Genomic DNA, 18,411 nt, shown 5'->3' on the forward strand with positions numbered 1-18,411 from the left:
GAATATAGAGAGTTTTCTGACAATGAATCAATCCTACTTTTACCTGAAAATGCGAGAGCATAAACTCAAGGTTCCATACACAGGCAAGGAGCGCCGTGTACGTGTTCTCCTCCCGAAAAATTACGAGAAAGACACGGATCGAACTTATCCGGTTGTCTATTTCCATGATGGTCAAAATGTCTTTTACAGTAAAGAATCTTATGTCGGTCATTCATGGAAGATCATTCCTACCATTAAACGGAATCCAGATATCAGCCGTATGATTGTAGTGGCCATAGATAATGATGGTCTAGGACGGATGAATGAGTATGCTGCATGGAAATTCCAAGAGTCTAATATTCCCGGTCAACAGTTTGGTGGAAAGGGAGTCGAGTACGCTGAGTTTGTCATTGAAGTGGTCAAACCCTTTATTGATGAAAACTATCGTACAAAATCAGACCGCAAGCATACTGCTATGGTTGGTTCTTCTCTAGGCGGCAACATTACCCAGTTTATTGGCTTGGAGTATCAGGATCAGATTGGGTGTTTGGGAGTGTTCTCATCAGCTAACTGGCTTCACCAAGAGGCCTTTGATCGCTATATGGAGCGTAAAAAGCTATTACCTGACCAGCGTGTCTTCATCTATGTTGGAACGGAAGAGGCGGATGACACGGATAAGACCCTTATGGCTGGCAATATCAAGCAGGCCTATATTGACTCTTCTCTTCGCTATTATCATGATTTGATAGCAGGAGGAGTTGAGTTGGAAAATCTCTCTCTCAAGGTTCAGGCTGGAGCCATTCACCATGAAATTCCATGGGCAGAAAATCTTCCAGCTTGCTTACGCTTTTTTGCAGAAAATTGGTAAATAGTATAAAGGAGACAGGATATGCATATTGAACATCTTAGCCACTGGAGTGGTCATCTTAACCGTGAAATGTATGTCAATCGATACGGACATGGAGGCATCCCAGTTGTTGTCTTTGCTTCTTCAGGTGGTAGCCACAATGAATACTATGATTTTGGCATGATTAATGCTTGTGCATCCTTTATTGAAGAAGGTCGCGTGCAGTTCTTTACACTTTCAAGTGTAGATAGTGAGAGCTGGCTTGCGACTTGGAAAAATAGTCATGATCAAGCTGAGATGCACCGTGCCTATGAACGATATGTGATTGAAGAAGCTATTCCTTTTATCAAGCACAAGACAGGCTGGTTTGACGGTATGATGACAACAGGTTGCTCTATGGGAGCTTATCATGCACTTAACTTTTTCCTGCAGCATCCAGATGTCTTTACCAAGGTTATCGCCCTCAGTGGTGTCTATGATGCTCGTTTCTTTGTTGGAGATTACTACAACGATGATGCTATCTATCAAAATTCACCAGTAGACTATATCTGGAATCAAAATGATGGTTGGTTTATCGATCGTTACCGTCAGGCTGAGATTATTGTTTGTACTGGTCTAGGTGCTTGGGAACAGGATGGCCTGCCTTCTTACTACAAGTTAAAAGAAGCTTTTGACCAAAAACAAATTCCTGCCTGGTTTGCAGAATGGGGGCACGATGTTGCCCATGACTGGGAATGGTGGCGCAAACAAATGCCTTATTTCCTCGGTCATATGAGTCTATAAAAGGAGTTGCTTATGAATTATCTTGTAATTTCACCCTATTACCCACAAAATTTTCAGCAATTTAGTATTGAGCTAGCCAATAAAGGAATCACAGTTCTAGGGATTGGGCAAGAACCCTACGAACAACTAGATGAACCATTACGCAATAGCTTGACGGAGTACTTCCGAGTTGATAATCTTGAAAATATCGATGAGGTTAAACGAGCAGTTGCCTTTCTTTTCTATAAGCATGGTCCAATTGACCGCATTGAATCACACAATGAATACTGGCTAGAGTTGGATGCTGCCCTTCGTGAACAGTTCAATGTTTTTGGTGCCAAACCAGAAGATCTCAAGAAGACCAAGTTCAAGTCTGAGATGAAAAAACTCTTCCAAAAAGCTGGGGTACCAGTCGTTCCAGGTGCTGTCATTGAAACAGAAGCAGATGTTGACAAAGCTGTGAAAGAAATCGGTCTTCCCATGATTGCCAAACCTGATAATGGAGTTGGGGCAGCCGCAACTTTCAAACTAGAAACAGAAGATGATGTAAACCACTTTAAGGCTGAATGGGACCATTCAACAGTTTATTTCTTTGAAAAATTTGTTACCTCTAGTGAAATCTGTACCTTCGATGGTTTGGTAGATAGAGATGGGAATATTGTCTTTTCAACTACCTTTGACTATGCCCATACACCCCTTGATCTCATGATTTACAAGATGGACAATTCATACTATGTTCTTAAAGATATGGATCCGAAACTTCGCAAGTATGGTGAGGCTATTGTCAAGGAATTTGGTATGAAAGAACGTTTCTTCCATATCGAGTTCTTCCGTGAGGGTGATGATTATATTGCCATTGAGTACAATAACCGTCCAGCGGGTGGCTTCACTATTGATGTCTATAACTATGCTCATTCTTTAGATTTGTACAAGGGCTATGCAGCTATCGTTGCAGGTGAAGCATTCCCAGAGTCTCCGTTTGAAACCCAGTATTGCTTAGCAACATCTCGTCGCGCCAATGCTAACTATGTTTATTCAGAAGAAGACTTGCTCGCTAAATATGGTCAACAGTTCAAAGTAAAGAAAATCATGCCGGCAGCCTTTGCTGAATTGCAAGGAGACTATCTCTATATGCTTACGACACCAAGTCGTGAGGAAATGGAGCAGATGATTAAGGATTTTGGTCAGCGTCAAGAATAATCGAAATTAGGACTTAACAAAGGATGTTTGTTAGGTCTTTTTTGTAGACTTGAAATAAAAGCGTTTTCCCCTTGGATTCTTTTAGAAAATCTGTTGCTAAAAGGTTTAAAAATTGATAGAATAGGGATTGTCTAAAAAATATTAAGGAGAATCTATCAATGGATTTCACATGGGCAGTCAAATATGCCACTGAATTTTTGGGAACAGCTATCTTGATTATCTTGGGTAATGGTGCAGTTGCCAACGTTGAACTTAAAGGTACGAAAGGCCACCAAAGTGGCTGGCTCGTTATCGCTGTTGGTTACGGTATGGGGGTTATGATCCCAGCTTTGATGTTTGGTAACGTTTCTGGTAACCATATCAACCCAGCCTTCACTCTTGGACTTGCAGTTAGCGGTCTCTTCCCTTGGTCACAAGTAGCCCAATACATCATCGCACAAGTTTTGGGAGCAATCTTCGGACAAGCCTTGGTTGTTGCGACTCACCGTCCTTACTACTTGAAGACAGAAAATCCAAATAACATCTTGGGAACTTTCTCAACAATTTCAAGTATCGACCACGGAACAAAAGAATCACGTTATGCAGCAACTGTGAACGGATTTATCAATGAGTTTATTGGATCATTTGTTCTTTTCTTTGCAGCACTTGGTTTAACAAAGAACTTCTTTGGTGCTGAGTTAGTTACAAAAGCTCAAGCATTGATTAATGAACAAGTGGCACAAGCGACTGCTCAAGGTCAAACAATTCCTCAAGAACAAGTGGCTACATATCTTGAACAAGCAAAAACTCAAGTGGCTCCATTCTTGTCACCGGGTCTTGGTATCGCGCACTTGGCTCTTGGTTTCCTAGTAATGGCCTTGGTTACATCACTTGGTGGACCTACAGGACCAGGTTTGAACCCAGCTCGTGACTTTGGACCACGTCTTCTTCACGCAGTACTTCCTAAATCAATCCTTGGTGAACACAAGGGTGATTCAAAATGGTGGTATGCTTGGGTACCAGTAGTTGCACCGATTGCTGCTGCTATTGCCGCTGTAGCACTTTTCAAATTACTTTACCTATAATATTTAAAAACTGGGTTTTCCCAGTTTTTTCTTTTTAGTACAGTTGTGTCTTTTAGAATTAAAGAGTGAAATCGTCAGACTTTTTTCATTTTAAATCAAAAGATGTAAATATGGCAAAAATATGGTAAAATAGAGTATTAAGTAAACGTTAAAAAGGAATATTATGCGTAAAGAAATTGCACCTGAATTATACAATTACAATAAATTCCCTGGTCCAGAATTTCATCTATCTGGAGATAAAGTCGAGGCTGAAGGATTCACCTTCAACTTGGTTGAAAATAGTAAGGAAGCCTTTGATGCAACAGCTTTTACTCAACGCTTTTCGGAAGTTCTAAACAAGTATGATTATATTGTAGGGGACTGGAGTAATGAACAGTTGCGCTTGCGAGGATTCTACAAAAATGAACGAGCTGAAGAATCCTTGGAGAAAATCAGTCGTTTACAAGATTACCTACTCGAGTATTGTAGCTATGGTTGTGCCTACTTTGTCTTAGAAAATGAGACTCCTAAACGAGCACCATTTGACCAAAAAATGCGCAAGAAAGAAGAAGAGAAAGACAACCGTAAAGGGAAAAAGTCTTCTCAAAATAAGAAAAGAAATCATACGGACAAGAGAAATAGACGTCGTCGTAAAGAACAGAAACCTCAGAATGAAGAAAAGGGACAACGTCATTTCGTCATCCGTAAGAAAGACTAGAAAATAAGGAGAAAAGATGAAACCGTCGATTTATAGTTTAACTCGTCAAGGAATGCAAGAATGGGTCTTAGAGCAAGGAGAAAAGAAATTCCGAGCGGATCAAATCTGGGAATGGCTTTACCGTAAACGTGTTCAGACATTTGAAGAAATGACTAACTTGTCTAAGGATTTGATTGCCAAACTCAATGATCAATTTGTAGTCAATCCTTTGAAACAACGCATCGTTCAAGAGTCAGCTGACGGGACAGTTAAATATCTCTTTGAATTGCCAGATGGGATGCTGATTGAGACAGTTCTAATGCGTCAACATTATGGTTTGTCAGTCTGTGTAACAACTCAAGTAGGATGCAATATCGGTTGTACCTTCTGTGCATCAGGTTTGATCAAGAAGCAACGTGACCTCAATAACGGGGAAATCGTTGCCCAGATTATGTTGGTTCAAAAATATTTTGACGAACGTGGACAAGATGAACGTGTTAGCCATATCGTTGTTATGGGGATTGGAGAACCATTTGACAACTACAATAACGTTTTGAACTTTATCCGTACCATCAATGACGATAAGGGGATGGCTATCGGTGCTCGCCATATTACTGTATCAACTTCAGGTTTGGCTCACAAAATCCGTGAGTTTGCTAATGAAGGTGTACAGGTTAACCTTGCTGTCTCACTTCATGCGCCAAACAACGAACTTCGTTCAAGCATCATGAAGATTAACCGTGCTTTCCCAATTGAAAAACTCTTTGCAGCTATTGAGTATTACATCGAGACAACTAACCGCCGAGTGACTTTTGAGTACATCATGCTCAATGAAGTCAATGATGGAGTCGAACAAGCGCTTGAGTTGGCAGAATTGCTTAAGAATATCAAGAAATTGTCATATGTTAACTTGATTCCTTACAACCCAGTTAGTGAACATGACCAGTATAGCCGTAGTCCCAAAGAGCGTGTCATGGCCTTCTATGATACGCTCAAGAAGAAAGGAATCAACTGTGTTGTTCGTCAGGAACATGGTACTGATATCGATGCAGCATGTGGACAATTGCGTTCAAATACCATGAAACGTGATCGCCAAAAAGCAGTAGCTGAAGTAAATCCATAAGATGAATCGAAAAACATTACTAGGCTTTGGAGTGTTTCTATACAGTCTTTGTATCGTCTGTTTTTGCTTTACTCCTCAGCCTCAACTTCCTACAGGAGTGGAAACTCCAGGTATTCAAACTTTTGGACGCCTGGTTTTTCTTTTGACGCCTTTTAACTCTTTTTGGAAACTGGGTGAAGTAACCAGCTTTTTACAGCTCTTTTGGATTTTTTTGCAAAATGCCTTAAATATCCTCTTGCTTTTCCCATTAATTTTCCAGCTTCTCTATCTTATACCTGCTCTAAGAAAAACGAAGAAAGTAATTTTGTTTAGCTTTTTATTGAGCTTAAGCATCGAGTGCACACAGCTAGTTTTAGACTTTTTCTTTGATTTTAACCGGGTATTTGAGATTGATGATTTATGGACCAATACTTTAGGTGGCTACCTGGCTTGGGTCCTTTATAAACTACTACATAGAAACAAGATAAGGAATTAGAATGAGTATCTTAGAAGTAAAAAATTTAAGTCACGGTTTTGGTGATCGTGCGATTTTTGAAGACGTATCCTTCCGTCTTTTAAAAGGTGAACATATCGGTCTGGTCGGTGCTAATGGTGAAGGGAAATCAACCTTTATGAGCATCGTAACTGGTAAAATGTTACCTGATGAAGGTAAGGTGGAATGGTCTAAGTATGTGACAGCTGGCTACCTAGATCAGCATGCGGTGCTCAAAGAAGGCCAAACTGTTCGTGACGTTCTTCGTACAGCTTTTGACGAATTATTCAAAGCCGAAGCTCGTATCAATGATCTCTACATGGAAATGGCAGAAGAGGGCGCTGATATTGATGCATTGATGGAAGAAGTTGGAGAACTTCAAGACCGTTTGGAAAGTCGTGATTTCTATACCTTGGATGCCAAGATTGACGAAGTCGCGCGTGCTCTTGGTGTCATGGATTATGGTATGGATACAGATGTAACAGCCTTATCTGGTGGACAAAGAACCAAGGTTCTCTTAGCCAAACTCCTTCTTGAAAAGCCAGATATCTTGCTTTTGGACGAGCCAACCAACTATCTCGATGCCGAACATATTGACTGGCTCAAGCGTTATCTGCAGAACTATGAGAATGCCTTTGTTCTCATTTCGCACGATATTCCATTCCTCAATGATGTGATCAATATCGTCTACCATGTGGAAAATCAACAGTTGACACGCTACTCTGGAGATTACTACCAGTTCCAAGAAGTCTATGCCATGAAGAAATCACAGTTGGAAGCAGCCTATGAGCGTCAACAGAAAGAAATTGCGGATCTCAAGGATTTCGTGGCCCGTAATAAAGCTCGTGTTGCAACTCGAAATATGGCCATGTCTCGCCAGAAGAAATTGGATAAGATGGACATTATCGAACTTCAAAGTGAGAAACCAAAGCCGTCCTTTGATTTCAAAACAGCTCGTACACCTGGTCGCTTTATTTTCCAAGCCAAGGACTTGCAGATTGGATATGACCGTCCTCTTACTAAACCCTTAAACCTCACCTTTGAGCGCAATCAAAAGGTTGCCATTATCGGTGCCAATGGTATCGGGAAAACAACCCTTTTGAAATCTCTTTTGGGAATTATTCCACCAATTGCTGGGGAGGTTGAACGTGGGGACTACCTAGAACTCGGCTACTTTGAACAGGAAGTGGAAGGTGGCAATCGCCAAACACCTCTAGAAGCGGTCTGGAATGCCTTTCCTGCACTTAACCAAGCTGAAGTTCGTGCAGCCCTTGCCCGTTGTGGTTTGACGACTAAACATATCGAAAGTCAAATTCAAGTTCTTTCAGGTGGAGAGCAAGCCAAGGTTCGTTTCTGTCTCTTGATGAACCGTGAGAACAATGTCCTTGTTCTTGACGAGCCTACCAACCACTTGGATGTGGATGCCAAGGACGAACTCAAACGTGCTCTGAAAGAATACAAGGGTTCTATCCTCATGGTTTGCCATGAACCAGACTTCTATGAAGGATGGATGGATCAAATCTGGGATTTCAATGAGTTAACATAAATAGTCATAAAAAAGCCAAGTCATTTAGACTTGGCTTTTTTACGAGGGTTGCAACTAGAAGAAATCGTACAGCTATCTCCTAGTTTTTGTATCAAAAATAACTAATTTGTTTGATTTCCTTCGATTACATCCTCTTCAAAGTGTCCCACACCATCTTCAACAACAAACGGGCAAGTAACTTTCTTTTTTATTCCATTTTCATCATAGGAACAACTGATGTTATAGATTCCATCGAAAAATGAATTTTTTGGTAAAGATAAGATTTTTTCCTTTAAGGTCTCCACAGGACTACCATTTTCTACCTTGATTTTCGAAAGGTTAAAATCAAAATCGAGAGTAAGACCTTTGTTTTTCATAAGGTCTTTTGTTGTAATATTATAAAAACCAGCTGCGTCAGAATCCCCTTTTTCTCGATTGCTGACAGCCTGCTTAATCATTGCAACATAGTAGTTTTCTATAGGATATTTTCTAAATTCAAAACTAGAAGCAATTTTTCCTGGTGTATCAAAAAGCTTATTTATTTTGTCAGCAGTAGCATTTTTGATACTATTTTCTTCTTGTTGTAGATTTGGTCTTTCTTTGTATACATCTAGCAAGAAACTGAATTCGTCTTGTTTGACAGTGTGAAACAGTGCCTTTTCTTTGTCATTAAGAAGTGTTTCGAGATCTGTTCCTGAAGGAAGAAAGAAATTTGATAAATGTTCTCCATCCTTTCCATGAATTTTTGCAGTAGTAGTTTCTTTTAAAATAGTTCCATCGGATAAATTTTCTGTATATGTTAGCTTGTAGGCAGTTCCATAAAATGCTTCAATCTCTCTGTGTTTATCAACTACCTCAACCTTTCCCTTAAGTCCAAGTGATTGAAATTCTTCAGCGAAAGAAGGAGTAGTATTTTTAATTGAGGAGGAAGTGGCTGTGATCAGTCCTAGGCAAGTGTATAAAATTACCGTAACAGCAAAGACAAAACCAAGTTTTGCCGAAATATCTTTCACTTGCCCTAACTTGATCGTCTGATAAATACCGATAAGGAGAACGATAGAGTACACAATACTAGCGCTAACTAGTAGTGGATAATTATCAATGTAATTAAGTGGAGCACCCTTAAAACCTATTATTTGCATGAAAAATCCAATTGTAGCTAGAATTAACTGTATTGTACATGTCTTTTGAATCAACTCATTATCTTCAAAGGAGGCTTTTAATTTTGAAATATCTCTAAAAATAAAAATATTTCCTAGCACTATTCCAGCATATGATGCGAAAAATGCCGGCCACAAGATTATAAAAGCAAAACCTCCGGAATCATATGTAATCGAATAAACAACATTAAAGATTAAATACGAAGGTAAGAGTAAACCAAGCCGGAATATATTTATCTTATAGGGTTTCATAGGAGAACCTCCTCGTTACTATTGACTAAATTATATCATATTTGAATTAGAAAATAGAGCGTTTACATGGAAGTGTAAATAAAAAAAGATAGGCACATGACCTATCTTTTATTAATAGTTTAGATATTGTTCAATCTCAGACTTTTGAATTTCTTTACCGTAATGACAAATAGGGCAAGAAACAAAATATGTTTTACCGTAAGGAAAGAGTGGAATCCAGTAAAGAGTAAACTTACGTCCGGTTTCTGTAATTTCCCAAGTGCCTACATTGTTACAGTGCCCACAATCAATAGTAGTTTGAGTATGTCCGAGCACTTTTTGATAGCCTTTTGAACCCCAAAGTAAAAGCATTTTAACATCTCCTTAAAGTTAATGAGTTTATTGTTTACTGAAATCGTAGTCTTTAACAATTTCGATACTGTCGATGGTAATAGCAGTAGTTGGTTTATCTTTTTCGTCTTTTTCAGCCTTGGCAATTTTATCTACTACATCCATCCCATCAATCACTTGACCAAAGACTGGGTGTTTCCCATCGAGAGTAGGATTTCCACCTTCTTTGTAGGCTTGGATAATTTTCTTAGGATAGCTATTTGTAGGAAGTTTAGCTGAATAGTCTGTTGTACTTTGGTTGATGAAGAACTGGCTACCATTTGAGTTTGGTTGACCAGTATTGGCCATAGATAGAGCACCGCGGATATTATAGAGATATGGAGAAATTTCGTTTTTGAAACCTGTTCCCTTGTCCTTGGTTTTATCCTTATCATGCCAGATAGATTCACCACCTGTTCCATCTCCCTTAGGATCCCCAGTTTGTACCATAAATCCATCGATTACGCGGTGGAAAGTCACACCATTGTAGTAACCTTCTTTAGCATGAGTAAGGAAGTTTTCAACTGCAAGAGGGGCTAGCTTTGGAAAAAGTTTGATACGAATATCACCCAGACTTGTGTGAATGATAGCTTCAGCTTCGTCTTCAGCTACTTCCTTAGAAAGTTGAGGGAAGTTAGCATTTTCATTTGTTAAGGCGTCTTTCAAATCTTTTTCTGCTTGAGTAGCGGCTTTAGAACTTTCTTCAGTAGCAATCTTAGAATCTACGTAATCATCACCACGAAGTGCACGTTGGATGCTTGTACATCCACCAAGAGCAAAAGTTGAAATGAGTAGTAGTGTAGCTAATTTTTTCATGTTAATCCTCTCAAAAATCATTTTTTCCATTGTACCCTAAAAAGAAGTGGATTTCAAATATTCAATTGTGATGATTCCGATAGTACATACAATTTTATGGCCTTACTTACACCATTTTGATCATTAGAATCTGTTACTGTATTTGCGCAAGTTTTGACATCTTTAGGTGCGTTTCCCATTGCAACACCAAGTCCAGAAGTCTCAATCATTGGAATATCATTATAATTATCTCCAATAGTCATAATTTCAGAAAGTGAAAGTTGATAATACTTGGCTAATTCTAATAAAGCTTGTTTTTTGGATACTTGATTATGTGTAACTTCTAGATAGTTATCTTTAGAGAGATAGAAGTCGGTTTGAGGGAAATCCATGGTTGCTAATGTCTCTTTAAGTTTCTGGATAGTAGATGCGTTATCTATTAGTAAAAGTTTATGAACAAGAGTTTTCTCGTCTTTTATAAAATCTGCTAAAGATGTAACTTTTGGGCTTTCTCCAGTAATCTGTGCTTCACTTTCTACCCATTCATCAATAGTATTCACAAGCCAATCTTTTCCAGAATAAACATTGATAGAAACTGTCGGGAATTCTTTTTTTAAGAAGTCATGAAGTAAGAGCAATTCGCTTTTATCAATAGAATGCTGACTCAGAATTTTATCTCCTGTACTAATGAGAGCACCATTATAACTTGCAATTGGAAAACTTGTAATCCCCAGTTCTTCCGAAATTGGCGCTATACCAAGAGGAGAGCGAGCAGAAGCTAGAACAAAAGGGATGTCACTTTGTTTTAAAAGTGGCATCAGTTCTAGTAAATGAGAATCTAATTGGTGATTTTTATCCAAAATAGTGCCGTCAATATCACTCATGATTAACTTTATTACTGACATATGTTTCTCCTTTTTATTAAAATAGAATAGTTGTTCTACCATCTAAAGATTCTTGTATTTCTACATCAGGCTCTTTATCTGTAATCCAATAATCAAAATCAGTAAGTTCGGAAAGAATATAATGAGAGTGTTTGTTTATCTTGCTGGCTTCAGCTAACAAGACGCGAATTTTACTTGTTTTAAATGCTCTTTTTTTCATGAGAACATCTTCTTGATCCTCAAAGCTAACTTGCCCGTCTGAAAGACTAGCAGCGCCAAAAAATGCTACATCAAATCTAATTCCCTCTAAAGTATTGGATTCTTCTAGTGAATAATAAAAACGATTCTGTCTATGAAATTTTCCACCGAGAATATGAAAATCGACATTTTCATTATTTCCTAAGATAAGTGCGTTATCTAATGAATGACTGAAAATAGTAACTTTTTTATCTATAATTTTTGCTAACTCAAGTATAGTGGTTGAAACATCAAAGAATATCAGTTGTGAATCGGAAATGAGTTGGGTAGCTAAATGAGCAATTTTCGCTTTTTCTTTAGAAGACTGTTCTGCTCGACCTTGAAAACCAAGAATTACTTGTTTTTTTATTGGCAATAAACCTCCATGAGTTCTTTTTGCTCGTTTCTCCTTTGCGAGAATAGCAAAATCTCTACGGATGGTATCTTTAGAAACATGGAAATGGTCAACCATTTCTTTTGCTGATAGACTTCCTCTATCCTCTAAAAGTTTAATGATTTCTTCTAATCGTTGTTCTTGGTACATAGGAAATCCCCCTTTTAATACTAATATACCTCTTTTGTAAGTGATTGTCAATAATTATAATGATTTGTAAGTGTTTTTGCATTAAAAAAATCAACCAGCTTCGGTTGATTAAAGATTCTTTTTAGGATGGCGGTCAATGATTGCTTGATGGTCTTTGAGAGCTTGTTCACCTTTTGGAGTTAGTTTATAGCCACGAATCGAAAAGCAGTTAGTTAATTCCTCTTCTGAAATATGATCATGAAGTGCTTGATTCAAGTCAGAAGCCTTCATTTTGTAGAGCCCAGTAACCCCCTTCTTTTTAAGAATATTCTTTTTTATGGTAGCATTTAGATGGTTAAGCGAGTCAAAGGCTGTTTCAATTGTAGCATAGTCTTTTTCAACAAGTGTTTCTAAGTGTTTTGGTGCGTCAATGCCATAAGAATTACTATATTTTAAAAGAGTATATTTTCTAAGGATTTATTCTTTCGGCTTCAATTCCTAATGAAGCAATGAACTTAATGATAGGTCTCGAAAAGAATTATGCTTCCTCTTTCTGTCTGAGTTCAAAGAGGTCTTCTACTTTCAGATTAAAAACTTGAGCAATTTTAAGAGCCATTTCCAGTGAAGGATTGTAACGGTTATTTTCCAAGTGCAGAATTGTCTCGCGTCGCATGCCGATGAGGTCGGCTAACTCCTGCTGGGTCATGCCTGTGGACTCACGAACAGATTTGAGATTAGTAATAATATTGCTTTCTTTGGCCATGCTTATCCTCTACGTTCTAAGATAACATAGACAACTGCAAAGATGCAAATCAAGACAGCTATGCTAATAAAGATCTGGCCCATGTAAAGAGTGAGAGACCCCATATACCCAATGATAACTGCTAGGATCATCAGTGCGCCTAGTATAAAAACAAACATCAAGCTAGCTGCCTTGGCTAAATTAGCATAAAAGCGTTCGTCCGGAGTTTCCTTGACATTTTTCAAACAGAAAAAGCCAAATACAATCACTTCAATAACGAGGCCAATTCCCAAAATCCATTCTTTAATACCAGAACTTACGCTTGGGGTCGCAAGCCAAATCCCTACTGTATAAAAAATGCTAGCTGCAAAAATAAGTATCGAGTAAAGCTTTGCAGACAAGTCAAAAATAATCTTCCCCTTATCTTTCTGACTCTTATGAGGCCGTGGTTTCATATGTAGCCAGCTCCAAATAGCTACAATCTGACCTAACGCTGAAATACCAACAATAACTAACTTGGGTTCCCAACTAAGATTAGAACCAAATAAAACAATAAAATCAATAAAGAGAGCTACGGCAATCATTGCAATGAGGCCACGCATTTTTTGACTTTTTTTCATGATAGACTCCTTTTTTGTGTTATAAATATATAACATTTGAATGTTATGTTATAAATATATCACACTTAATTTTAGAAAGCAAGAATTTTATGTATCAATGTGGCAATTATTTGAAAAAATTTTTTAATTAAAGACCTCGCTAGTCAAACAACTAAAGAACTCTTTGAACCAATGCATCGGATTTGGTTTGGATAGTTTTGTTAATAATATTTGATGATAAAGAATTTTTGGAAAATCTAGATACTGTATGAATCTCTGCTTTTTTTCTTAGACTGTTATAAAGTCTGTCAGAATAAGGTTTGTAGGTGTAGAAGTTAATTTTTTCTTTCTAATTTATCCCTATTAGTCTAAAAAATTTAAAAATTTTAAACTCTGTCAAGTTTTTTTCTTGACACCTCTCAGAAATCTGCTATAATAGAACATGTGCTAAATAGCTTAGCTATTTCACCGAACTAAAAAATAAAAGAAAAGAGATATTAAAAATGGCAGTTAAAATCCGTTTGACTCGTATGGGTTCTAAGAAAAAACCTTTCTACCGTATTAACGTAGCAGATTCACGTTCACCACGTGACGGACGTTTCATCGAAACAGTTGGAACTTACAACCCACTTGTTGAAGAAAACCAAGTAACTTTGAAAGAAGACCGTATTCTTGCATGGTTGGCTGATGGAGCTCAACCTTCAGATACAGTTCGCAACATCCTTTCAAAAGAAGGCGTATTGAAGAAATTCCACGATTCTAAATTCTCAAAATAAGTTTAAAGTAGGTTGACAGATGGATACAATTGAAAATCTCATTATTGCAATTGTGAAACCTTTGATTTCACAACCAGATGCCTTAACTATCAAGATTGAAGATACACCAGAATTTTTGGAGTATCATTTGGATCTTGACCAAAGCGATGTGGGTCGTGTAATCGGTCGTAAGGGTCGCACTATTTCTGCGATAAGAACGATTGTCTACTCTGTCCCAACTGAAGACAAAAAAGTAAGAATCGTTATTGACGAAAAATAAGAAAAGCGGGACATGGTCTCGCTTTTTTTGCAAGGAGAAGGAATGAGAGATTTAACAGTTAGACAACTAGAGGAATACTTACTTGATCATTACCAACAATCTAGAACAGAAGAAGGACTTTTTATCAAACTAGTGGAAGAAGTTGGAGAAGTCGCTGAGGTTTTAAATGGACGTTCAGGTAGAAAAGAGGGTGTCCAAGATTCAAACGAGGAATTGGCAAAGGAGTTGGCAGATATCATTCACTACACAGTGGCAATTGCAGCTATCAACCATATCGACCTAACGAAGACCATTTTTGAAAAAGACAAAAAGGCAGCCATCAAGTATCAACATGAACAAGATTTGGAAGGCTTCTTAGCAGGAAACCATCCATAGTTGCTCTTTTCTCCAACTTGTGAAAATCCCTGGAACGTGATAAAATAAAGGGTAAGGGTATATAATAAATCATTGTATAGAATGAGTGGTTTCTTTATGAAGAGGTTTGAAGTATCTACAGAAATTGGTAGTCTCTCTGTTACTTATCAAAAGCAAAAGAAAGTGCTAGTTTGTTTAAGTGGCGCAGGTTTGCTACCTAGTTATGAAAATTTTTCACTTATACTTGAAAAACTTCCTCCCACAATTGGTTATTTGACAATTGATTTTCCAAACACAGGTAGGAGTCTGATTTATAACCAAGCTGGAAAAAATCTAGATAATCTTACAGATGCGGTTTATGAAGTACTTGAAGAGTTGGAGATTTCTGAATATATACTTTGTGTACATAGTTTGAGTGGAATTGTAGCTTGCAAATTACTCAACAAACCAATTAAGTGTCGGGCCTTAGTAGCGATTGAACCAACAACTAAAAAAGTAATGTTTGCTGATTTTTCAGAAAATCCTTATCCAGAAATGGAAGAGCAGATGAGACTGATTGAAGAATTCGGTCCTGAACTTTATTTTAAGAACTTAATTCAAGCCACATTTAGCCCTGAAACTAACAAAGAAATTTGGAAATTAATGCAAGAAAAAGGCTCAGAGTTGGAACATCAAGATCCAGAGTTTCAGGTATCTGTTGAGATCACCGAGGAAGATTTTGAGGATATGTCAATAGCAGATCGTATCCCTGTATTTATTTTTTGTCAGGCTTATAGAGAAAAAGAGTACAGAGAATCAGAATATTGGACTTCCAGTACCAAACTCATTTTAGGAGGGAATCACCATTATTTACAGTGGTCTGAATCAGAGAAAATTGTAGATATTATTAAAAAATTGTAAGAAGAAAATGGAGATAAGGAAATTACAGGAGACAAGATGAACTACTTTAACGTTGGGAAAATCGTCAATACGCAAGGTTTGCAGGGTGAAATGCGGGTCTTGTCAGTGACAGATTTTACTGAAGAACGCTTTAAAAAAGGGGCAGAGCTTGCCTTATTTGATGAAAAAGATCAGTTTGTGCGTACAGTGGTCATTGCAAGCCACCGTAAACAAAAAAACTTCGATATCATCAAGTTTAAGGATATGTACCATATCAATGATATCGAAAAATACAAGGGTTACAGTTTGAAGGTTGCTGAGGAGAATCTCAATGACCTCGATGATGGTGAGTTTTACTACCACGAGATTATCGGTTTAGAAGTCTATGAGGGAGATAACTTGATTGGAACTATCAAGGAAATCCTTCAGCCAGGCGCCAATGATGTCTGGGTAGTCAAACGAAAAGGCAAACGAGACCTACTCTTACCTTATATCCCGCCTGTAGTTCTTAATATAGATATTCCTAATAATCGTGTGGATGTTGAACTCTTAGAAGGGTTAGACGATGAAGATTGATATTTTAACTCTCTTTCCAGAAATGTTCACACCCTTAGAACATTCCATCGTTGGCAAGGCTCGTGAAAAAGGACTCTTAGATATCCACTATCATAATTTTCGTGACTACGCTGAAAAGGCTCGTCATGTGGATGATGAACCTTATGGAGGTGGTCAAGGGATGCTCCTTCGAGCGCAACCCATCTTTGACGCCTTTGATGCGATTGAAAAAAAGAACCCTCGCGTGATCCTCTTAGACCCTGCTGGGAAGCAGTTTGACCAGACTTATGCGGAGGATTTGGCGCAAGAAGAAGAGCTTATCTTCGTCTGTGGTCACTACGAAGGCTATGATGAGCGTATTAAGACCTTGGTAACCGATGAGATATCTCTTGGAGATTATGTCTTGACCGGTGGAGAACTAGCAGCGATGACCATGATTGATGCGACTGTTCGCTTGATTCCAGAAGTTATTGGGAAGGAAGCAAGTCACCAAGATGATAGCTTTTCATCAGGACTCTTGGAATATCCTCAGTACACAAGACCTTACGATTATCGTGGAATGCTAGTTCCAGATGTTCTTATGAGTGGACACCATGAAAACATACGTCAATGGCGACTCTATGAGAGCCTCAAGAAAACCTACCAACGTAGACCTGATTTGCTGGAAGAGTATGAACTAACAGCAGAAGAAGAGAAAATGTTAGCAGAAATTAAAGAAAATAACAATTAAAAGGAGAAAACTATGCAAGTAATTAAACGTGATGGACAAGTCGCTGATTTTGATCCAGATAAAATCTACCAAGCTATCCTTAAGGCGGCTCAGACAGTCTATGTTTTGACTGACGATTTGCGCCAAAACCTAGCTCAAGTTACTAAAAAAGTTGTGTTGGATTTAGAAGAAGCAAAAGTAGAACGTGCGACTATCAGTATGATTCAATCAATGGTTGAGCACCGCTTACTTGGTGCTGGCTACATTACAATCGCAGAACACTATATCTCTTATCGTTTGCAACGTGATTTGGAGAGAAGTGGTTATGGCGACCACATCGCTGTTCACCTTCATTTTGAACAAATTCGCTAAGATAAAAAGAGTGAGATGAATAACTCATCTCACTCTTTCTTAAATCTTCTTTTTTGGGCCGTTTGGATAGTAGAAGGAACGAAAGTTACTCTTCGAATATCCGACACTCGAATAATACGGCTTACGTTTTTGGCGAAATTTTTAACGATAATTTGTTGGCGGTCAGTATCATACTTGATAATATCGCCTGTAAAACTTAACTCAGCAAAAATGATGTGTACAGCTGTTTTTTTAGCTAAGGCTTCTTCAAGTCTAGCAATGAGGGGATCGCTTTTTTCAGGAATGGAATCTTCATGTCCATTGACAAAATCATGGACTTTTTGCAAAGCCTGTTTTAATAAATCTTTCATTCCGGCCTCCCTTCTTTACATCATTATATAAAAATTTTATGAAATCTACAAGATTTTTCGAATAATCAATTGAGAACAAAAAGGAGAAAAACATGGCAGAATTTACATTTGAAATTGAAGAACACTTGCTTACTCTATCTGAAAATGAAAAAGGATGGACCAAAGAAATCAATCGTGTCAGCTTTAATGGTGCACCAGCGAAGTTTGACATTCGTAGCTGGAGTCCTGACCACACCAAGATGGGGAAAGGAATTACCCTCTCAAATGAAGAATTTCAAATCATGGTGGATGCTTTTAAGAATCAATAAACGTTCATCTAAGATTAACTAAAAAGAGGCTAGGGAAAATCCCGGCCTCTTTTATTTGCTTGAAAAATAAGCTTGTGTACGAAGACGTTGGAGTAGTGGTCGGCTGATGAAGCTAATGGCTACAATTTTAGCAAGATCAGGTATGATAAAGGGAATAACACCGACAGCCAGTGCTTTATCAAAAGGCATTCCAGCTAAGAAGTGGAGACTGAGAATACCACCGACAAAAACAAGTGAATCTCCCAAGAGATTTGCAAAGAAAATACGTAGGACACCACTATTGGTGTGAATGAGATAGGAAGCAAGCCCTGCATAGACAAGGTCGAACCAAAGATAACCAGCACTTGGTCCAACTAAAACATGAAATCCAGCTCCACCGTTAGCAAAGACCGGAAGGCCGATAGCTCCAAGTAAGAGATAGAGTCCGACAGAGAGAACAGCTTCCCTTGGTCTAAAAACAGTAGCGATGAGTCCAATAGCAAAGTTTTGCAGAGTGAAAGGAACTGGACCAATTGGCATACTAATTTGGGCCAATACTGCAATCAGTGCAGCCCCGATAGCTGGGATAGCGTAAATGTGTGCTTTTTTCAAAATAGTTAACCTCTTCTATAAATTATAGTAACTATTATACTGAATGAGA

At 38.1% G+C, this 18,411-nt stretch carries 26 protein-coding genes; 16 read left to right on the plus strand and 10 right to left on the minus strand.

The genetic code is table 11. The features are described from left to right. Positions 1-22 precede the first annotated feature (22 nt). The 8 genes from ACLNCS_RS03555 to ACLNCS_RS03590 all read left to right on the plus strand — a co-directional run bounded on the left by ACLNCS_RS03555 (position 23) and on the right by ACLNCS_RS03590 (position 7,669). On the plus strand, positions 23-847 hold the full coding sequence (locus ACLNCS_RS03555) for an alpha/beta hydrolase (RefSeq protein WP_424847225.1): 825 nt from the start codon (positions 23-25) through the stop codon (positions 845-847). A gap of 21 nt (positions 848-868) precedes the next feature. Continuing rightward, positions 869-1,609, plus strand: a complete 741-nt coding sequence (locus ACLNCS_RS03560) for an esterase family protein (RefSeq protein ID WP_178894804.1) — start codon at positions 869-871, stop codon at positions 1,607-1,609. Between the two features lie 12 nt (positions 1,610-1,621). Further along, positions 1,622-2,788: an ATP-grasp domain-containing protein gene (locus ACLNCS_RS03565; protein ID WP_414310169.1), complete on the plus strand. Its 1,167-nt coding sequence runs from the start codon at positions 1,622-1,624 to the stop codon at positions 2,786-2,788. A 158-nt stretch (positions 2,789-2,946) separates the two neighbouring features. After that, the gene (gla, locus tag ACLNCS_RS03570) at positions 2,947-3,852 is read left to right on the plus strand and encodes an aquaglyceroporin Gla (protein WP_424847228.1); all 906 of its coding nucleotides are present in this window, start codon (positions 2,947-2,949) and stop codon (positions 3,850-3,852) included. A gap of 163 nt (positions 3,853-4,015) precedes the next feature. Next, positions 4,016-4,549, plus strand: a complete 534-nt coding sequence (locus ACLNCS_RS03575) for a YutD family protein (protein ID WP_006148789.1) — start codon at positions 4,016-4,018, stop codon at positions 4,547-4,549. Between the two features lie 16 nt (positions 4,550-4,565). Continuing rightward, positions 4,566-5,651 (plus strand): 23S rRNA (adenine(2503)-C(2))-methyltransferase RlmN, encoded by a 1,086-nt coding sequence (rlmN, locus tag ACLNCS_RS03580; RefSeq protein ID WP_000804756.1) that lies wholly within the window; start codon positions 4,566-4,568, stop codon positions 5,649-5,651. Between the two features lies 1 nt (position 5,652). Continuing rightward, on the plus strand, positions 5,653-6,126 hold the full coding sequence (locus tag ACLNCS_RS03585; RefSeq protein ID WP_036754173.1) for a VanZ family protein: 474 nt from the start codon (positions 5,653-5,655) through the stop codon (positions 6,124-6,126). Between the two features lies 1 nt (position 6,127). Continuing rightward, positions 6,128-7,669 (plus strand): ABC-F family ATP-binding cassette domain-containing protein, encoded by a 1,542-nt coding sequence (locus ACLNCS_RS03590; RefSeq protein WP_036754176.1) that lies wholly within the window; start codon positions 6,128-6,130, stop codon positions 7,667-7,669. Between the two features lie 101 nt (positions 7,670-7,770). Here ACLNCS_RS03590 and ACLNCS_RS03595 read toward each other — a convergent pair whose 3' ends face one another. The 8 genes from ACLNCS_RS03595 to ACLNCS_RS03630 form a co-directional block, all read right to left on the minus strand. Further along, positions 7,771-9,060, minus strand: a complete 1,290-nt coding sequence (locus ACLNCS_RS03595) for a hypothetical protein (protein ID WP_424847231.1) — start codon at positions 9,058-9,060, stop codon at positions 7,771-7,773. Between the two features lie 111 nt (positions 9,061-9,171). Continuing rightward, entirely contained in the window at positions 9,172-9,411 is a 240-nt protein-coding gene (locus ACLNCS_RS03600; protein WP_006145808.1) for a zinc-ribbon domain-containing protein, read from the minus strand. Positions 9,412-9,438: 27 nt separating this feature from the next. After that, positions 9,439-10,245 carry a peptidylprolyl isomerase gene (locus ACLNCS_RS03605; RefSeq protein WP_424847234.1) on the minus strand — a complete coding sequence of 269 codons (807 nt, stop codon included), beginning with the start codon at positions 10,243-10,245 and terminating at the stop codon, positions 9,439-9,441. A gap of 53 nt (positions 10,246-10,298) precedes the next feature. After that, positions 10,299-11,129: an HAD family hydrolase gene (locus ACLNCS_RS03610; protein WP_424847236.1), complete on the minus strand. Its 831-nt coding sequence runs from the start codon at positions 11,127-11,129 to the stop codon at positions 10,299-10,301. A 16-nt stretch (positions 11,130-11,145) separates the two neighbouring features. Further along, a complete protein-coding gene (locus ACLNCS_RS03615) occupies positions 11,146-11,889 on the minus strand; it encodes a DeoR/GlpR family DNA-binding transcription regulator (RefSeq protein WP_247921383.1) in 744 nt (247 codons plus the stop codon). A 108-nt stretch (positions 11,890-11,997) separates the two neighbouring features. Continuing rightward, complete coding sequence (locus ACLNCS_RS03620) at positions 11,998-12,144, minus strand: hypothetical protein (RefSeq protein ID WP_239682093.1); 147 nt, start codon at positions 12,142-12,144, stop codon at positions 11,998-12,000. Positions 12,145-12,406: 262 nt separating this feature from the next. After that, positions 12,407-12,631, minus strand: a complete 225-nt coding sequence (locus ACLNCS_RS03625; protein ID WP_042769224.1) for a helix-turn-helix transcriptional regulator — start codon at positions 12,629-12,631, stop codon at positions 12,407-12,409. Positions 12,632-12,633: 2 nt separating this feature from the next. Further along, positions 12,634-13,230 carry a DUF3796 domain-containing protein gene (locus ACLNCS_RS03630; protein ID WP_254804249.1) on the minus strand — a complete coding sequence of 199 codons (597 nt, stop codon included), beginning with the start codon at positions 13,228-13,230 and terminating at the stop codon, positions 12,634-12,636. 482 nt (positions 13,231-13,712) lie between these two features. On the opposite strand from ACLNCS_RS03630, the gene rpsP reads away from it, so the two are divergent. From rpsP to ACLNCS_RS03665, 7 genes are all read left to right on the plus strand, one after another. Next, positions 13,713-13,985 carry a 30S ribosomal protein S16 gene (gene rpsP / locus ACLNCS_RS03635; RefSeq protein ID WP_004253064.1) on the plus strand — a complete coding sequence of 91 codons (273 nt, stop codon included), beginning with the start codon at positions 13,713-13,715 and terminating at the stop codon, positions 13,983-13,985. A 19-nt stretch (positions 13,986-14,004) separates the two neighbouring features. Beyond that, entirely contained in the window at positions 14,005-14,244 is a 240-nt protein-coding gene (kphA, locus tag ACLNCS_RS03640; protein WP_000379617.1) for an RNA-binding protein KphA, read from the plus strand. A 42-nt stretch (positions 14,245-14,286) separates the two neighbouring features. After that, positions 14,287-14,619, plus strand: coding sequence for a MazG nucleotide pyrophosphohydrolase domain-containing protein (locus tag ACLNCS_RS03645; protein ID WP_070460904.1), 333 nt, complete (start codon positions 14,287-14,289; stop codon positions 14,617-14,619). A 96-nt stretch (positions 14,620-14,715) separates the two neighbouring features. Beyond that, the gene (locus tag ACLNCS_RS03650; protein WP_247921944.1) at positions 14,716-15,498 is read left to right on the plus strand and encodes an alpha/beta fold hydrolase; all 783 of its coding nucleotides are present in this window, start codon (positions 14,716-14,718) and stop codon (positions 15,496-15,498) included. Positions 15,499-15,534: 36 nt separating this feature from the next. Continuing rightward, entirely contained in the window at positions 15,535-16,053 is a 519-nt protein-coding gene (gene rimM, locus ACLNCS_RS03655; RefSeq protein ID WP_424847241.1) for a ribosome maturation factor RimM, read from the plus strand. After that, positions 16,043-16,762 carry a tRNA (guanosine(37)-N1)-methyltransferase TrmD gene (gene trmD, locus ACLNCS_RS03660; protein ID WP_424847243.1) on the plus strand — a complete coding sequence of 240 codons (720 nt, stop codon included), beginning with the start codon at positions 16,043-16,045 and terminating at the stop codon, positions 16,760-16,762. Before rimM ends, trmD begins: the two co-directional genes overlap by 11 nt. 12 nt (positions 16,763-16,774) lie before the next feature. Next, positions 16,775-17,113, plus strand: a complete 339-nt coding sequence (locus ACLNCS_RS03665; RefSeq protein WP_004253071.1) for an ATP cone domain-containing protein — start codon at positions 16,775-16,777, stop codon at positions 17,111-17,113. A 29-nt stretch (positions 17,114-17,142) separates the two neighbouring features. Here the strand turns inward: ACLNCS_RS03665 and ACLNCS_RS03670 are convergent, their stop codons facing one another. Next, positions 17,143-17,463, minus strand: coding sequence for a hypothetical protein (locus tag ACLNCS_RS03670; RefSeq protein WP_424847245.1), 321 nt, complete (start codon positions 17,461-17,463; stop codon positions 17,143-17,145). 92 nt (positions 17,464-17,555) lie between these two features. On the opposite strand from ACLNCS_RS03670, the gene ACLNCS_RS03675 reads away from it, so the two are divergent. After that, a complete protein-coding gene (locus ACLNCS_RS03675) occupies positions 17,556-17,771 on the plus strand; it encodes a YdbC family protein (protein WP_004253080.1) in 216 nt (71 codons plus the stop codon). 51 nt (positions 17,772-17,822) lie between these two features. Here ACLNCS_RS03675 and ACLNCS_RS03680 read toward each other — a convergent pair whose 3' ends face one another. Then, entirely contained in the window at positions 17,823-18,362 is a 540-nt protein-coding gene (locus tag ACLNCS_RS03680; RefSeq protein WP_004253081.1) for a biotin transporter BioY, read from the minus strand. Positions 18,363-18,411 lie beyond the last annotated feature (49 nt).

The organism is Streptococcus sp. CL9.43 (genome assembly GCF_049737935.1).
Taxonomy (GTDB): Bacteria; Bacillota; Bacilli; order Lactobacillales; family Streptococcaceae; genus Streptococcus; species Streptococcus infantis_I.

Excerpts from the sequence above, each read along its gene's own strand:
- ACLNCS_RS03555 (WP_424847225.1), top strand. The coding sequence starts at position 23 with ATGAATCAATCCTACTTTTACCTGAAAATGCGAGAGCATAAACTCAAG.
- ACLNCS_RS03560 (WP_178894804.1), top strand. The coding sequence starts at position 869 with ATGCATATTGAACATCTTAGCCACTGGAGTGGTCATCTTAACCGTGAA.
- ACLNCS_RS03565 (WP_414310169.1), top strand. The coding sequence starts at position 1,622 with ATGAATTATCTTGTAATTTCACCCTATTACCCACAAAATTTTCAGCAA.
- gla (WP_424847228.1), top strand. The coding sequence starts at position 2,947 with ATGGATTTCACATGGGCAGTCAAATATGCCACTGAATTTTTGGGAACA.
- ACLNCS_RS03575 (WP_006148789.1), top strand. The coding sequence starts at position 4,016 with ATGCGTAAAGAAATTGCACCTGAATTATACAATTACAATAAATTCCCT.
- rlmN (WP_000804756.1), top strand. The coding sequence starts at position 4,566 with ATGAAACCGTCGATTTATAGTTTAACTCGTCAAGGAATGCAAGAATGG.
- ACLNCS_RS03585 (WP_036754173.1), top strand. The coding sequence starts at position 5,653 with ATGAATCGAAAAACATTACTAGGCTTTGGAGTGTTTCTATACAGTCTT.
- ACLNCS_RS03590 (WP_036754176.1), top strand. The coding sequence starts at position 6,128 with ATGAGTATCTTAGAAGTAAAAAATTTAAGTCACGGTTTTGGTGATCGT.
- ACLNCS_RS03595 (WP_424847231.1), bottom strand. The coding sequence starts at position 9,060 with ATGAAACCCTATAAGATAAATATATTCCGGCTTGGTTTACTCTTACCT.
- ACLNCS_RS03600 (WP_006145808.1), bottom strand. The coding sequence starts at position 9,411 with ATGCTTTTACTTTGGGGTTCAAAAGGCTATCAAAAAGTGCTCGGACAT.
- ACLNCS_RS03605 (WP_424847234.1), bottom strand. The coding sequence starts at position 10,245 with ATGAAAAAATTAGCTACACTACTACTCATTTCAACTTTTGCTCTTGGT.
- ACLNCS_RS03610 (WP_424847236.1), bottom strand. The coding sequence starts at position 11,129 with ATGTCAGTAATAAAGTTAATCATGAGTGATATTGACGGCACTATTTTG.
- ACLNCS_RS03615 (WP_247921383.1), bottom strand. The coding sequence starts at position 11,889 with ATGTACCAAGAACAACGATTAGAAGAAATCATTAAACTTTTAGAGGAT.
- ACLNCS_RS03625 (WP_042769224.1), bottom strand. The coding sequence starts at position 12,631 with ATGGCCAAAGAAAGCAATATTATTACTAATCTCAAATCTGTTCGTGAG.
- ACLNCS_RS03630 (WP_254804249.1), bottom strand. The coding sequence starts at position 13,230 with ATGAAAAAAAGTCAAAAAATGCGTGGCCTCATTGCAATGATTGCCGTA.
- rpsP (WP_004253064.1), top strand. The coding sequence starts at position 13,713 with ATGGCAGTTAAAATCCGTTTGACTCGTATGGGTTCTAAGAAAAAACCT.
- kphA (WP_000379617.1), top strand. The coding sequence starts at position 14,005 with ATGGATACAATTGAAAATCTCATTATTGCAATTGTGAAACCTTTGATT.
- ACLNCS_RS03645 (WP_070460904.1), top strand. The coding sequence starts at position 14,287 with ATGAGAGATTTAACAGTTAGACAACTAGAGGAATACTTACTTGATCAT.
- ACLNCS_RS03650 (WP_247921944.1), top strand. The coding sequence starts at position 14,716 with ATGAAGAGGTTTGAAGTATCTACAGAAATTGGTAGTCTCTCTGTTACT.
- rimM (WP_424847241.1), top strand. The coding sequence starts at position 15,535 with ATGAACTACTTTAACGTTGGGAAAATCGTCAATACGCAAGGTTTGCAG.
- trmD (WP_424847243.1), top strand. The coding sequence starts at position 16,043 with ATGAAGATTGATATTTTAACTCTCTTTCCAGAAATGTTCACACCCTTA.
- ACLNCS_RS03665 (WP_004253071.1), top strand. The coding sequence starts at position 16,775 with ATGCAAGTAATTAAACGTGATGGACAAGTCGCTGATTTTGATCCAGAT.
- ACLNCS_RS03670 (WP_424847245.1), bottom strand. The coding sequence starts at position 17,463 with ATGAAAGATTTATTAAAACAGGCTTTGCAAAAAGTCCATGATTTTGTC.
- ACLNCS_RS03675 (WP_004253080.1), top strand. The coding sequence starts at position 17,556 with ATGGCAGAATTTACATTTGAAATTGAAGAACACTTGCTTACTCTATCT.